Consider the following 13,389-nt stretch of genomic DNA (forward strand, 5'->3'; position numbering starts at 1 on the left):
CGCGCGGCGCGCGCAAGCCCAGGCACAGACCCAGGCCCAGACCCAAGCCGGCCTCAGGCCTGCGGCAGGTTCAGCCGGATGTGCAACTCGCGCAGCTGCTTGGTCGTCGGCTCGGACGGTGCGCCCATCAGCAGGTCGTTGGCCTGCTGGTTCATCGGAAACAGCGTCACCTCGCGCAGGTTCTTGGCGCCGACGAACAGCATGACGATACGGTCGATGCCGAAGGCCATGCCGCCGTGCGGCGGCGCGCCGTATTGGAACGCCCGGTACATGCCGCCGAAGCGTTCCTCAAGCACCGTCTCGTCGTAGCCGGCGATCGCGAAGGCCTTCTTCATGATCTCCGGATTGTGGTTGCGGATAGCGCCCGAGGCGATCTCGTAGCCGTTGCAGACCATGTCGTACTGATAGGCGTTGAGCTCGAGCGGATCTGTCGTCTCCAGCCCTTCCAGGCCGCCCTGCGGCATGGAGAACGGGTTATGGCTGAACTCGACCTTCTTCTCGTCCTCGTCCCATTCGTACATCGGGAAATCGACGATCCAGGCCAGCTCGAAGCGGTTCTGGTCGATGAGGTCCAGCTCCTCGCCGACACGCGTGCGTGCCTTGCCGGCGAAGTCGGCGAACTTCTTCGGGTCGCCGGCGGTGAAGAACACGGCATCGCCCTCGTCGAGGCCGAGTTGGGCACGGATCGCCTCGCTGCGTTCGTGGCCGATGTTCTTGGCGACCGGGCCGGCGCCCTCGAGCACATCGCCCTCTCGCCGCCAGAAGATGTAGCCGAGGCCCGGCTGGCCCTCGCCCTGCGCCCAGGAATTCATCCGGTCGCAGAAGGCGCGGCTGCCGCCCTTGGGCGCGGGGATCGCCCACACCCGGTTCTTCGGATCCTCCAGCATGCGTGCGAAGATCTTGAAGCCGGAGTCCGCGAACTGCGCGCTGACATCCTGCATGACGATCGGGTTGCGCAGGTCGGGCTTGTCGGTGCCGTACTTGGCGATCGCCTCGGCATAGGGAATGCGCGGGAACGCCTGGGTGACCGGCTTGCCCTCGGAGAAGGTCTCGAACAGGCCGCGGATGACCGGCTCCATGGTGGCGAACAGATCGTCCTGGGTGACGAAGCTCATCTCCAGGTCGAGCTGGTAGAACTCGCCCGGCAGGCGGTCGGCGCGCGGATCCTCGTCGCGGAAGCACGGCGCGATCTGGAAATAGCGGTCGAAGCCGGACACCATCAGCAGCTGCTTGAACTGCTGCGGCGCCTGCGGCAGGGCGTAGAACTTGCCTGGATGCAGCCGCGAGGGGACCAGGAAGTCGCGCGCACCCTCCGGCGAGGAGGCGGTCAGGATCGGCGTCTGGAACTCGGCGAAGCCGATCTCGCCCATGCGCCGGCGGATATCGGCGATGACCTTCGTGCGGGTCATGATGTTGCGGTGCAGGGTCTCGCGGCGCAGGTCGAGGAAACGGTAGGTCAGGCGCACGTCTTCCGGATACTCCGGCTCGCCGAACACCGGCAACGGCAGCTCGCGCGCCGGGCCGAGCACTTCCAGATCTCGGATGAACAGCTCGATCTCGCCGGTCGGCAGGTTCGGGTTGACCGTCTCGGCGCTGCGTCGCTTCACCTCGCCGTCGATGCGGATGCACCACTCCGAGCGCACCGTCTCGGCCGCCTTGAAGGCGGCGGAATCAGGATCGACGACGCATTGCGTGATGCCGTAGTGGTCGCGCAGATCGATGAAAAGCAGCCCGCCGTGGTCGCGGACGCGGTGAACCCAGCCCGACAGTCGGGCGGTTTCCCCTGCGTGGCTCGCGCGCAGATCGCCGCAAGTATGGCTACGGTAGCGGTGCATGCAGTCCTCGACAGTCATCTCGAAACAGGATCAGGGCGCCCGGGCGGCGCGCGCTCCGTGCGCGCTGGACAAGCCACGTCGCGCCGGCAAAGTCAAGTCGCGGGCTGGAGCGCGGGCGGACCGCCAATGCGCCGTCGCCACGCGCAACGCCGACTCATTTCGTGGCGACAAGATGGCGAGACTGCGGTATAGCTCGCCCTTGCCATGACTGTGATAACGACCACCGACGCCCTCGCTGACGCCTGTTCCCGTCTCGCCTCCCATGACTATGTCACCGTGGACACCGAGTTCCTGCGGGAAACCACCTTCTGGCCCAAGCTGTGCGTGATCCAGATGGCCGGTCCCGACGACGCGGTCATCGTCGACGCGCTGGCGGATGGCCTGGACCTGGCGCCATTCCTGGACCTGATGCGCAACGAGCGCGTCACCAAGGTCTTTCACGCCGCACGCCAGGACATCGAGATCGTCTACCATCTCGGCGGCCTCATTCCCCATCCGCTGTTCGACACCCAGGTCGCGGCGATGGTCTGCGGTTTCGGCGATTCCATTTCCTACGATCAGCTGGTCCAGCGTATCACCGGCGCGCGGATCGACAAGTCGTCGCGCTTCACCGACTGGGCGCGCCGGCCGCTGACCCAGAAGCAGCTCGACTATGCGCTTGCCGACGTTACCTACCTGCGCGACGTCTACCGCTTCCTGAAGGCCAACCTCGCCGAGCAGGACCGCAGCCACTGGGTCGAGGATGAGATGGAAATCCTCACCTCCGAGGGCACCTACCGCACCGAGCCGGTCAACGCCTGGCAGCGCCTCAAGATGCGCGTGCGCAAGCCGGTCGAACTCGCCGTGCTGATGGAGGTCGCCGCCTGGCGGGAAATCGAGGCGCAGAGCCGCGACGTGCCGCGCTCGCGCGTACTCAAGGACGACGCCATCTACGAGATCGCCGCGCAGCAGCCGCAGACCGCAGAGGCGCTCAGCCGGCTGCGTACGATCCCGCGCGGCTTCGAGCGCTCGCGCTCGGCCGAGGACATCCTCAAGGCGGTGCGCACGGCCGTGGCCCTACCGAAGGACAGGCTGCCGAAGCTGCCCAAGGGCCGCCAGGCGCCGGACGGCTCTGCCGCCGCGGTCGATTTGCTGAAGGTGCTGCTTAAGCTCGTCAGCGAGGCCCACGGCGTCGCCGCCAAGGTGATCGCCACGGTCGAGGATCTGGAGCGGATCGCCGCCGACGACGATGCCGACGTGCCGGCGCTCAAGGGCTGGCGCATGGACCTGTTCGGCGAGGCCGCCCTCAAGCTGAAGCGCGGCGAGATCGCGCTCGCCTTCGACGGCCGCCAGATCGTCGCTCTCGACCAGCCGCCGCGCAAGGCCGGCGACCCGATCGCCGCCGAATAACCGCCGCACCCGCCGTTCCGCTGCGTCCCTGAAGGCCGGCTCAGCGGGCCTTGCGCGGCGCCTCACGGCAGCGGCAGGACGATCCCCTTGGCGCCGATCAGCTTGGCGAATTGCCCCACCCGCTTGCGCAGCCGCTCGCCGTCCATGTGGGCGTGGCGGGCCGGCAGCTTGAGGATCAGCGTGTCCTCGTCGAGCACGAAGGACGTCTCCAGCAGCACGCCGGCCATCGAGGCGCTGACCAGCGAGGCGACGCGCAGCGCCGCACCCAGGATGCGTGCGCGTTCCTTCAGCCGCGTCGGCGCCAGTTCGCGCAGGCGCGGCGACAGGGCGTCGTCGATCAGTCCGGCATGGCGGTAGAACACCGACATGGCCAGATAGGCCCGACCCGGGTGGTCGAGGCCGATGAAGCCGGCGTTGGAGATGATGTTGAGGCTCTGCTCGCCGCGATAGTCCGGGTGCGCGCGCCAGCCGATGTCGGACAGCAGGCAGGCGGCCCGCCGCAGCCGGCGCTCCTCCTCCGTCTCCTCCAGGCCGATGACCGGGAACAGCCGGTCGGTCCACTGCACCAGTTCCTCGGCATGCTCGGGCGAGCGCGCCCGCAGCAGCGAAAGCTCGCGCGCTGCCTCCAGCAGCGGGTCCTGGGCCTTCAGCTCTTCCGGCAACATTTCGTAGAGCAGCCCCTCGCGCACGCCGGTCGCCGACATGACCAGGCGTTCGGCGTTCATGGCCCGCAGCACCCGTTCCAGCACCACTGCGCCATAGGGCAGCAGCGCGCGCCGCTGCTTGGAAATGGCTTCGATGAAGTCGAGGCTGTTGATGTCACGCTGGGCGACGACGCGGCAGAACTCGATCGCCTCGCCCGCCGGGATCGCGTAATGGTGCATGACGTGGAGCGGATAGCCGGCCTGGAACAGGTGCAGGCGCGCCAGCGAGCGCCAGGTGCCGCCGACGGCATAGAAGGTCTGCCGTTCCGCGGCCGATGGCCAGACCGCCTTTTCCATGCAGTCGTCGGCGATCTTCTGCGCGCGAACCATCTTGCCGCCCGACGCCTCCTGCAGGCGCAGGCCGCCGAGCGGGAAGGTCTGGCCGCGCCCGACCCCCTTCGGACCGACGTCGACCAGTTCCAGGCTGCCGCCGCCGAGGTCGCCGACGACGCCCTGCGGCTTCCAGAACCCGGACACGATGCCGAGCGCCGAATAATAGGCCTCCTCGTGGCCGTTGAGGATGCGCACAGGCACGCCGGTCAGCCGCTCGACCTCGGCGACGAACTGGCCACCGTTGGTGGCGTCGCGCGCCGCCGCGGTCGCCAGCACGTGCACGCTCTGAACGCCGATATGGTCGCACAGGCAGCGGAAGCGATGCAGGGCGGCGAGCGCCGCGCCGATCGAGTCCTGCGCCAGCCGGCCGGTCGACACCAGGCCCCGACCGAGGCCCGCCAGCACCTTCTCGTTGAACAGCACCGTCGGCGTCCGCGACTGGCGCTCGTAGACCACGAGACGAACCGAGTTCGATCCGATGTCGATGACCGCGACGGGTCCTGTTCCGTTCAGCCGGCCGCGGGCCGGCGCATGCTTGGCGTGTGCGTCATCCACGCGGTTGTCGCTCCATGAAGGGTCTGGGCCGGTCGCTGTTGAGCGATTTTCCGCGCCCCGAAAGGGAGGGATTGGTCATGAAATAGCGGTGGGCGTTGAACGGCGCCTCACCGGGTCCCGGTACGATGCGCTCGTGGCCGCCGTCCGGCAGGATCCGCCAGCTCTGCTGGTTGTCCTTCAGGTTGGCGACCATGATCTGGTCGAGCACCTGTTCGTGCACGGTCGGTGTCAGCAGCGGCGCCAGAACCTCCACCCGCCGGTCGATGTTGCGTGGCATCATATCGGCCGAGCCGATGTAGACATACGCCTGCGGCGACGGCAGGCCGTGGCCGTTGCCGAAGCAGAAGATGCGGCTGTGCTCGAGGAACCGGCCGACGATCGACTTGGCGCGGATGTTGTCGGACAGGCCGGGAATGCCGGGGCGCAGGCAGCAGATGCCGCGCACCACCAGATCGATCTGCACGCCGGCCTGGCTCGCCCGGTACAGCGCGTCGATCACGCCGGCGTCGACGAGAGAATTCATCTTCATCCAGATCTGCGCCGGCCGGCCCGCCCTGGCGTGCTCGATCTCGGCCTCGGTCAGGTCGAGGATGCGCCGGCGCAGGTTGACCGGCGAGACGGCAAGGCGCTTCAGTTCGGCCGGCTCGGCATAGCCGGTGATGTAGTTGAACACCCGCGCCGCGTCCTGGGCGATGTCCGGATCGTCGGTGAAATAGGACAGGTCGGTATAGATGCGCGCGGTGATCGGATGATAGTTGCCGGTGCCGATATGGACATAGGTCTTCAGCTCGCCATGCTCGCGGCGCACCACCATCGACAGCTTGGCGTGGGTCTTCAGCTCCAGGAAGCCGAACACGACCTGCACGCCGGCGCGCTCCAGGTCGCGCGCCCAGCGGATGTTCGCCTCCTCGTCGAATCGGGCCTTGAGCTCGACCAGCGCGGTCACCGACTTGCCGGCTTCGGCGGCTTCCGCCAGCGCCTTGACGATCGGCGAGTCCTTCGAGGTCCGGTACAGCGTCTGCTTGATCGCGACCACGTCCGGATCCTGCGCCGCCTGGCGCAGGTACTGGACCACGACGTCGAAGGACTCGTAGGGATGGTGGACGACGATGTCCTTCTGCTGGATCGCCGCCAGGCAGTCGCCGCCGTGCTCGCGGATGCGCTCGGGGAAGCGCGCGCTGTAGGGCTCGAACTTGAGGTCTTCGCGGTCGAGCGCGACCAGCTGCGACAGGTTGTCGAGGGCGAGCAATCCGTCGACCAGGAAGGTCTCGTTCTCCGTCACGCCGAGCGCGTCGGCGACGAAGGCGCGCAGCGAGGCCGGCGCGTTGGCGTCGATCTCCAGCCGGATCACCGAACCGCGGCGGCGGCGCTTGAGAGCCGACTCGAACAGGCGGACCAGATCCTCCGCCTCCTCCTCGATTTCCAGGTCGCTGTCGCGGATGACGCGGAAGGTGCCCTTGCCGCGGATCTCGTAGCCGGGGAACAGACGCGCGATGAACAGGCCGATGACCTTCTCGACGGTGATGAAGCGCGCCGAGCCCGGTTCGCTGTCCGGCAGGCGGATGAAGCGCTCGACATGGCCGGGCACGCGCAGCAGCGCCGTCATGCCGCGCCCGCCCTTGACCGGCGCCAGTTCGAACACCAGAGAGAAGCCCAAATTGGGGATGAACGGGAACGGATGCGCCGGGTCGATCGCCAGCGGCGTCAGCACCGGGAAGATGTGGGCGAGGAAATGCTCCTCCAGCCAGGCCCGGTCGGCGTCGCTCAGGTCCTGGCCGACCAGGATCTTGATGCCGCTTTCCGCCAGTTCCGAGCGCAGCTGTCGCCACAGCCGCTGCTGCTCGCTCTGCAGCGTCTGGCAGGCCGCGCCGATGCGTTCCAGCTGCTCGGTCGGCGTCAGGCCGTCGTCGGAGCGCAGGGTGACGTCGGCGCGCTGCTGGCCGCGCAGGCCGGCGACGCGCACCATGAAGAACTCGTCGAGGTTGTTGGCGGAAATGGACAGGAAGCGCAGCCGCTCCAGCAGCGGATGGTCGCGGTTGACCGACTCCTCGAGCACCCGGTGATTGAACTGCAGCCAGGACAGTTCCCGGTTCATGAAGCGCGCCGGAGACGCCATCAGCTCGGCCACCGTATCGGCGCGCACCGGTGTTGCACCGGCCGCAGCGGAACCCTCGTCCTGGCGCAGCACCGGCTCGGCGGCCGCAGGATCCAACGTCTCGTCCATTCTTTCCTCCACCACGCGCCGCACGCGCCGCGACCCTAGCCCTCGCCGGCCTGGATCTGTTCGAGCACCTTGCCGGCAAGCGGCCGCGTGATCCTGCTGCCGTTGGCCAGCGCCTCGCGGTCGATCGCCTCGACCACCCGCCCGGCAACGCCGAGCGAGCGCTCCATGCGTACCACCAGATAGTCGACCACGGCCGGTTCGACCGCGAGCTGGCGGTCGGCGAACAGCTTAACAAGAACGCGGCGCAAAAGATCGTCGTCCGGCTCCAGGATTTCCACAGGTGTCGCGGCCCGAAGCCGCGACACAAGGTCCGCCAGCGCCAGCGGCCAGGCCGCCGGCCAGGTCCGGCTGGTGATCAGCATGCTGGCGCCGGCCTGGCGCGCGGCGTTGAGCAGGTGGAACAGCGCTCGCTCGTCGACGCCCCGATGGGCGTTCTCCACCGCCACCGCGCCGGCCGAGACCAGTTCCTCGACCCGGCCTTCGGTCAGGTCGCCGGCCTCGATCACCGCGGCGCCGGATCGCTCGTGCCAGATCTGTACTAGATGGCTCTTGCCCGAGCCGACCGGGCCGGCGAGGACCACCACGGCAGACGGCCAGTCGGGCCAGCTGTCGATCAACTCGAAGGCGGCCCGGTTGGATGCGCCGACCAGGTAGTCGTCGCGGCCGAGCGCCTGCTCGTGCGGCAGGATCAAGGGAAGCTGGCGCGGTCGCTCCGCCATGGCGCGTGGGCCCTACTCGTCGTCGGCCGCCGGTCGGCCGGTGCCCCTGTACAAGGGACTTGCTAGGTACTGCGTCAGCGCGAAGCGCGCAAGCACGCCGACCATGGCCGCCGCCGGCACGGCGACCAGCATGCCGACGAAGCCGAACAGGGAGCCGAAGGCGAACAGGGCGAACATCAGCCAGACCGGATGCAGGCCGACGCTGTCGCCGACCAGCTTGGGTTGCAGGATGTTGCCCTCCAGAAACTGGCCGACCGCGAACACCGCCGCCACCGCGGCGATCAGCGGCCAGTCGGGCCAGAACTGCACCAGCGCCACGGCCATGGACACGACGAAGCCGAGGATCGCGCCGACGAAGGGAATGAAGCTGACGAGGCCGGCGCCGATGCCGATCAGCAGGCCGAAGTTGAGCCCGACCAGCATCAGGCCGATGGCGTAGAACAGGCCGAGCAGGACGCAGACCGATACCTGTCCGCGCACGAAGCCGGCGACCGCCGCGTCCATCTCGCGCGCCAGCCGGCGGATCGTCTCGACATGCGGGCGCGGCAGCCAGCCGTCGATGCGCGCGACCATCCGGTCCCAGTCGAGCAGCAGGTAGAAGGCGACCACCGGTGTGACCACGAACAGCGACAGGATCGACACCAGCGCCTGGCCGCCGCTCCACACCGACTGCATCAGCCCCCCGAGCCAGGACGCCGCCTTGCTCATGATGTCACCGAGCGAGGACTGCAGGTCCTTGATGTCCAGTCCGGCAAGCGTCGACAGACGGTCGCCGAACGTCTCGGTCACCAGCGTGTGCAGGGCGCGCACGAGGCCGGGCAGCCGGTCGAGGAAGCCGAGCAGCTGGTTTCCGAGCACCGGCACGAGCAGCAGCAGGAACAGCGCGAACAGCAGAACGAACACCAGAAGGATGGTCAGCGTCGCCCACAGCCGGCTCATGCCGACCCGTTCCAGCCGGTCGGCGACCGGATCGAGCAGGTAGGCGAGCGCCATGCCGGCAACGAAGGGCAGCAGCACGGCGCTGAACACTAGCATGAAGACGATGAAGGCGAGCAGCGAGAGCATCCAGAACTGGATCTGGCGGCGCAGGGTCATCCGGTCGTCTCCAAGGTGCGGGGTCCGCTCCAGCAGATAGGTCCCAGATAGGTCCAGGCGCGCGAGCCGGTCAAGACGCTTGTGCGGCGCAGCGGCGCGCCGGCGGGGGCATTTTGCCCGGCCCGATTGCATAGCCGCGCAAAATGAGGCATTGCCCTGCCACAGCATCAGCACCGGCATCGGAGACCCGCCCATGAGCGCTGGCCAACGCGACCGCGACAACGGCCTGACCTATTCCCAATCCGGCGTCGACATCGATGCCGGCAACGCGCTGGTCAAGCGCATCGCGCCGCTGGTCAAGGCGACCGCCCGGCCCGGCGCCGACGGCGCCATCGGCGGCTTCGGCGGCCTGTTCGACCTCAAGGCAGCCGGCTACAGCGACCCGCTGCTGGTCGCCGCCAACGACGGCGTCGGCACCAAGCTCAAGGTCGCCATCGACACCGGCCTGCACAAGACGGTCGGCATCGACCTGGTCGCCATGTGCGTCAACGACCTCGTCGTGCAGGGCGCCGAGCCGCTGTTCTTCCTCGACTACTACGCCTGCGGCGCACTCGACGTCGACGCTGCGACCGACGTCGTCGGCGGCATCGCCGAGGGCTGCCGGATCGCCGGCTGCGCGCTGATCGGCGGCGAGACCGCCGAGATGCCGGGCATGTACGCCAGGGACGACTACGACCTCGCCGGCTTCGCGGTCGGCGCCGTCGACCGCGACCGGCTGCTGCCGCGCGCCGACGTCGCCGCGGGCGACGTTCTGCTGGCGCTCGCCTCTTCCGGCGTCCATTCCAACGGCTTCTCGCTGGTGCGCAAGATCGTCGAGCGCTCCGGCCTCGGCTATGCCGACGCCGCGCCCTTCGCGCCGTCCCTCTCGCTCGGTCAGGCGCTGATGGAGCCGACGCGCATCTACGTCCGCCCGCTGCTCGCCGCGCTCAACGAGACCACCGGCATCAAGGCGCTCGCCCACATCACCGGCGGCGGCCTGCCGGAGAACCTGCCGCGCGTACTGCCCGCGGGCGCGACCGCGCGCATCGACCTCGCCGCCGTCGCCGTGCCCGAGGTGTTCCGCTGGCTCGCCCGCACCGGCGGCGTCGCCGAGCGCGAGATGTTGCGCACCTTCAATTGCGGCGTCGGCATGGTCGTGGTCGTCGCCGCCGCCGAGGCCGGCGCCGTGCGTGCCGCGCTGGAGGCCGCCGGTGAGACGGTCGCCGACATCGGCCGCATCGAGGCCGGCGGCAGCGCCCCGGTCGTCTTCGACAACGCCCTGGACCTGTGACCATGACGGAGCGGCGTAGGGTCGCGGTGCTGATTTCGGGGCGCGGCAGCAACATGGTGTCGCTGATCGAGGCGGCGCGTGCGCCGGACTATCCGGCCGAGATCGTGCTGGTCGTCTCCAACCGTCCGGACGCCGCCGGCTTGGCGCGCGCCGAAGGCTACGGCATCGCCACCGCCGTCATCGACCACAAGGCCTACGGCCGCGACCGCGAGGCGTTCGAGCGCGCGCTCGACGCCCGTCTCGCCGCCGCCGGCGCCGACCTCGTCGCGCTGGCCGGCTTCATGCGCCTGCTGACGCCGTGGTTCGTCGAGCGCTGGTTCGGCCGGCTGGTCAACATCCACCCGGCCCTGCTGCCCGCCTTCAAGGGCCTCGACACGCACGAGCGCGCGCTCGCCGAAGGCGTCAAGCTGCACGGTGCGACGGTCCATTTCGTTTCAAGCGAAATGGATGCCGGTCCGATCATCGCCCAGGGTGCGGTGCCGGTGCTCGATGCCGACACGCCCGACAGCCTCGGCGCCCGGGTGCTGGAGCTGGAGCACCGCCTCTACCCGCATGCGCTCGACCTCGTCGCCTCGGGCCGCGCGCGCCTCGCCGGGCGCACCGTGTCGGTCGCCGACGGCCCGGCCGCGCCGGGCAGCCTGATCGCGCCGGCGTTCTAGAGCGCATTCTTGTCGATCAAGCGGTTCCGCTTGACCGGAAAGAGCTCCGGCAGCCAGCCATTTCGTTTCATCTGAAACGGATTCGCCCGCTCAGGCCGGTCGGATCCACACCGCCGTGTCGTGATAGGCCGCGCCGCCGTAGGGCGCGACCGGGTCCGCGCCGGTCAGCGTGTTGATGCCCTGGCCGTCCTCGAAGGCGTCGTTCGGCCAGATCCCTTCCGAGATCACGGTGCCGGGCGTCGGTCCGTCGACGACGCGGGCGTGTAGCGTCACGGTGCCGCGCCGGTTGCCCATCCTGACCCTGTCGCCGTCGCTGACGCCGGCCCTTGCCGCATCCGCTACCGTCAGCCAGACCTCCGGCCGACCCTCCTTCCGCCGTCCGATCTCCGATTCGGTGAAGGACGAGTTCAGGAACGAGCGCGCCGGCGCCGTCACCAGGCGGAACGGATGCTCGGCATCCGCCGCCTCGACGCTCGGCCAGTAGTCGGGCAGCGACGGCATCGACCGCCACGGTCCCATCGGCTCGCCCTCGGGCTTGTTCGGCGCCGGGTCGCGGCCCCAGTCGACGCGGAAATGATAGCGGCCGTCGCGATGGCCGAAACCGTCGAGGTAATGCGCGGTGCGGAAGTCGGGCTGCAGGTCCTTCCAGCGCCCCGCCTCAAGCTCGGCCAGAGTGCCGTAGCCGGAGTTGCGCAGCATCCAGTCGACATGCTCGCGGGCCGTCATGTGGAAGCCGGGATGGTCGGCAGCGCCCAGCCTGCGCGCCAGTTCGTTGAGCACGAACAGGTTCTCGCGCGCCTCGCCCGGCGCCTCGGTCAGCTTTGGGCCGAACAGGAGGTATTGGTGGCCGCCGCCCTTGTAGATGTCGTCGTGCTCGAGGAACTGCGTCGCCGGCAGCACCAGGTCGGCCATCCGCGCGGTCTCGGTCATGAACTGCTCGTGCACGCAGACGAACAGGTCCTCGCGGCAAAAGCCCCGCTTGACCAGCGCCTGTTCCGGGCAGACCGAGACCGGATTGGTGTTCTGGATCAGCATCGCCTTGACCGGCGGCCCGCCGTTGAGCGCGGCGGCGTCGCCGGTCAGGATGCGACCGATCTGGCTCTGGTCGAGCGCCCGGATGCCAGGCCGGCGCAGCTCCGGCGCCTCGATCATCGTCTTGTCGAGTTCGTAGATGGCGCCGTTGTTGTGGAAGGCGCCGCCGCCCTCGTACTGCCAGCAGCCCGTGACGGCGGCAATCGAGGTGGCCGCGTGCATGGAGACGGCGCCGTTGCGCGAGCGGGTGAAACCGTAGCCGAGCCGGAAATAGGTCCGCTTGACCGTACCGATCTGGCGGGCGACCGCCTCGATTGCGCCCGCGTCGAGTCCCGTGATCGCCGCCGCCCACTCCGGTGTGCGGGTCGAAAGATGCGCATCGAGCTCCGCCGGACAGTCGGTGTACTTGTCCAGATAATCCCTGTCGGCGAGGCCGTCGCGGAACAGCACGTGCATGATCGCGCAGGCGAGCGCGGCGTCACTGCCCGGCTGGATGACGAGGCCGACGTCGGCCTGCCTCATCGTCTCGGTGCGGTAGACGTCGACCACGACGATGCGCGCGCCACGGATCTTGCGTGCCGCCACCGCGTGGGTCATCACGTTGACTTGGGTGGCGACCGGATTGGTGCCCCAGATGACGATCTGGTCGGCATGCGCCATCTCGCGCGGATCCGGCCCGGCGAGGCGACCCGTGCCGGCGACGTAGCCGGTCCAGGCCATGTTGGTGCAGAAGCTGTCGAACTGGCGCGAATAGCCCTTGGCGTGGCGGAAGCGGTGGATGCTGTCGCGCTGCACCAGGCCCATTGTGCCGGCATAGTGGTAGGGCCAGACGCTCTCGGCGCCGCATTCCGCCTCGGCGGCGAGGAACCGCTCCGCCACCAGGTCGAGCGCGGCGTCCCAGGAAATCTCCTCGAACCGCCCCTCGCCCTTGGCACCGACGCGGCGCAGCGGTCTGGTCAGGCGGTCCGGATGATAGAGCCGCTCCGCATAGCGGGCGACCTTGGCGCAGACGACGCCGGCCGTATAGGCGTTGTCGGGCGCGCCCCGCAGCCGCCCGATGCGGCCGTCGGGCAGGATCTCGACATCGAGCGCGCAGGTCGACGGGCAGTCGTGCGGACAGGCGGAAACGGCCTTGGCGGGAAGCGGCTTGGTCATCGGTCGGCTCTGGATCGTCGGCGCGCGGCGCGGCCAGCCCGGCTGGAACGCCGGGCAGAGCAGCAAGCTTTCGGCGCGCGCCCCGCCCCTGTCAAGCCGAGCCGACGCAAAAGACCGTCCGGGCTCATCCCGAGGGAGCGCATGGCACGGCTCTGCCACACCCACAGCGGTCACCCCGGGCGAGCAGCGCGAGGCCCGGGGCCCACTCGTTCGCAGAGCGGTGGTTATTGGTCCGGTCCACGCCGTCGTATTCCTTCGCCCCTGCGGCCGGGAGTCGGCGGCGCGGTAGTCCCCGTCAGAAGTCGGAAGGGCCGCCCCCCTTTCGGAACCGACCCTCAGACTGCTGACAAATCTCTGCTTTCGTCATCCCGCACGCAGCGAAGCGGAGAGGCAGGATCGGCGAGCCGAGGTGTCGCCCG

At 69.0% G+C, this 13,389-nt stretch carries 9 protein-coding genes; 3 read left to right on the forward strand and 6 right to left on the reverse strand.

What is annotated here, in order from left to right; translation table 11 throughout:
* Nucleotides 1-53 precede the first annotated feature (53 nt).
* Nucleotides 54-1,835, reverse strand: coding sequence for an aspartate--tRNA ligase (gene aspS, locus SL003B_RS12005; RefSeq protein ID WP_013653116.1), 1,782 nt, complete (start codon nucleotides 1,833-1,835; stop codon nucleotides 54-56).
* Nucleotides 1,836-2,039: 204 nt separating this feature from the next.
* On the opposite strand from aspS, the gene rnd reads away from it, so the two are divergent.
* Nucleotides 2,040-3,224 carry a ribonuclease D gene (gene rnd, locus SL003B_RS12010; protein ID WP_013653118.1) on the forward strand — a complete coding sequence of 395 codons (1,185 nt, stop codon included), beginning with the start codon at nucleotides 2,040-2,042 and terminating at the stop codon, nucleotides 3,222-3,224.
* A gap of 62 nt (nucleotides 3,225-3,286) precedes the next feature.
* Here the strand turns inward: rnd and SL003B_RS12015 are convergent, their stop codons facing one another.
* The 4 genes from SL003B_RS12015 to SL003B_RS12030 are packed head-to-tail and all read right to left on the reverse strand — an operon-like array spanning nucleotide 3,287 to nucleotide 8,854.
* A complete protein-coding gene (locus SL003B_RS12015; protein ID WP_013653119.1) occupies nucleotides 3,287-4,816 on the reverse strand; it encodes a Ppx/GppA family phosphatase in 1,530 nt (509 codons plus the stop codon).
* Nucleotides 4,809-7,040 carry an RNA degradosome polyphosphate kinase gene (locus tag SL003B_RS12020; protein WP_013653120.1) on the reverse strand — a complete coding sequence of 744 codons (2,232 nt, stop codon included), beginning with the start codon at nucleotides 7,038-7,040 and terminating at the stop codon, nucleotides 4,809-4,811. Before SL003B_RS12020 ends, SL003B_RS12015 begins: the two co-directional genes overlap by 8 nt.
* A gap of 35 nt (nucleotides 7,041-7,075) precedes the next feature.
* A complete protein-coding gene (locus SL003B_RS12025; protein WP_013653121.1) occupies nucleotides 7,076-7,759 on the reverse strand; it encodes an AAA family ATPase in 684 nt (227 codons plus the stop codon).
* Nucleotides 7,760-7,771: 12 nt separating this feature from the next.
* A complete protein-coding gene (locus SL003B_RS12030; protein ID WP_041375510.1) occupies nucleotides 7,772-8,854 on the reverse strand; it encodes an AI-2E family transporter in 1,083 nt (360 codons plus the stop codon).
* A gap of 193 nt (nucleotides 8,855-9,047) precedes the next feature.
* Here SL003B_RS12030 and purM point away from each other — a divergent pair, with 193 nt between their 5' ends.
* The gene (gene purM, locus SL003B_RS12035; RefSeq protein WP_013653123.1) at nucleotides 9,048-10,124 is read left to right on the forward strand and encodes a phosphoribosylformylglycinamidine cyclo-ligase; all 1,077 of its coding nucleotides are present in this window, start codon (nucleotides 9,048-9,050) and stop codon (nucleotides 10,122-10,124) included.
* Nucleotides 10,125-10,126: 2 nt separating this feature from the next.
* Nucleotides 10,127-10,783, forward strand: coding sequence for a phosphoribosylglycinamide formyltransferase (gene purN / locus SL003B_RS12040; RefSeq protein WP_013653124.1), 657 nt, complete (start codon nucleotides 10,127-10,129; stop codon nucleotides 10,781-10,783).
* Nucleotides 10,784-10,873: 90 nt separating this feature from the next.
* Here the strand turns inward: purN and SL003B_RS12045 are convergent, their stop codons facing one another.
* The gene (locus SL003B_RS12045; protein ID WP_041376085.1) at nucleotides 10,874-12,970 is read right to left on the reverse strand and encodes a molybdopterin-containing oxidoreductase family protein; all 2,097 of its coding nucleotides are present in this window, start codon (nucleotides 12,968-12,970) and stop codon (nucleotides 10,874-10,876) included.
* Between the last annotated feature and the right edge of the window lie 419 nt (nucleotides 12,971-13,389).

Origin of the sequence: Polymorphum gilvum SL003B-26A1 (assembly GCF_000192745.1) — a bacterium.
Taxonomy (GTDB): domain Bacteria; phylum Pseudomonadota; class Alphaproteobacteria; order Rhizobiales; family Stappiaceae; genus Polymorphum; species Polymorphum gilvum.